General features: G+C 74.9%; 1 protein-coding gene. It reads right to left on the bottom strand.

The window, feature by feature from the left end; genetic code table 11:
• Nucleotides 1-399 precede the first annotated feature (399 nt).
• Nucleotides 400-1,313 (bottom strand): dihydrolipoamide acetyltransferase family protein (locus tag KS423_RS45585; RefSeq protein WP_224285529.1); only part of this gene is annotated, 914 nt, incomplete at its 5' end.

Here is a 1,313-nt window from a genome sequence, read left to right as displayed (position 1 = left end):
GGCGGCGACACCGGCGGACGGTCCGGCGGGTCCAGGGGCATCGGCGGCCGGACGGTCAGCTCCCGCGCCCGGCGCCCTCCGGGCGCGGCCGCCGGCAGGCCCGGGACGGAGGCGATCCCCGCCGAGCCGTGCCCGGTGCGGACCAGGACCGTTCCGCGGGACTTCACCGCTACGTTTCGAGTACCCAAGAGAATCGTTTCGCCTCCGGCCGCCCTGCGCCACCACCCGGCTTGTCCCTACTGGCGCCAAGGCAGCGTGGCACGCCCGAACCGCTCGTCCGGCGAATCGCGCGAAGCCCGGACACCCGGGCCCGGAACGCGCTACTCTCCCCGGTCCACGGTTGCCCTGGGTGCCCCTCCGCGCACCCAGGGCAATCGCGGTCCCGCCCGACGGCCGGGCTCAGAGCTGCCGCAGCAGCATCCCCGGCTGCTCCACGCAGTCCGCGACGAACCGCAGGAAGCCGCCCGCCGTCCCGCCGTCGCAGACCCGGTGGTCGAAGGTGAACGACAGCTGCGTCACCTCGCGCACCGCCAACTCCCCCTGGTGGACCCAGGGTTTGGCGACGATCCGGCCGACCCCGAGCATCGCCGCCTCCGGGTGGTTGAGGATCGGGGTGGAGCCGTCCACGCCGAACACCCCGTAGTTGTTCAACGTGAAGGTGCCACCGGTCAGTTCGGCCGGGGTGAGCGCGCCGCTGCGCGCCGCCTCGGTCAACCGGCCCAGCTCCTCGCCCAGTTGCTCGGTGCTGCGGTCCTGCGCGTCTCGCACCACCGGGACGACCAGCCCGCGCTCGCCCTGGGCGGCGAAGCCCAGGTGCACCGCCGAGTGCCGGATGATGCCCGAACCGTCCTCGGTCACCGAGGAGTTGAGCTCCGGGAAGCGCGCCAGCGCGACCGTGCAGATCCGCGCCAGCAGCGCCAGCACGCTCACCTTCGGCCCCGGCGTTGCGTTCAACTGCCGTCGCAGCGCCATGAGTTCGGTGGCGTCCGCGTCCACCCAGCAGGTCGCCGCCGGGATCTCCCGGTGACTGCGGCCGAGCTTCTCGGCCACTGCCTTGCGCAGCCCGCGCAACGGGACGACACCCTCCTGCGCGGCGGGCCCGGCGACCGCCGGAGCGGCCACCTTGGCCGCGACCGCCCGTTCGACGTCCGCACGCATGATCAGCCCGTCCGGACCGCTCCCGGTGAGCGCGGCCAGGTCGACCCCCTGCTCCCGGGCCAGCCGCCGCACCAGCGGCGAGATCACCGGCACCACCGCCGGCCCGGCCGGCACAGCCGCAGCCGGCGCGGGAGCCACCACGGCCACGGCCGAGG

The organism is Streptomyces sp. LS1784, from assembly GCF_020103755.1.
GTDB lineage: Bacteria > Actinomycetota > Actinomycetes > Streptomycetales > Streptomycetaceae > Kitasatospora.
This window is presented reverse-complemented; position numbering and strand designations above follow the sequence as displayed.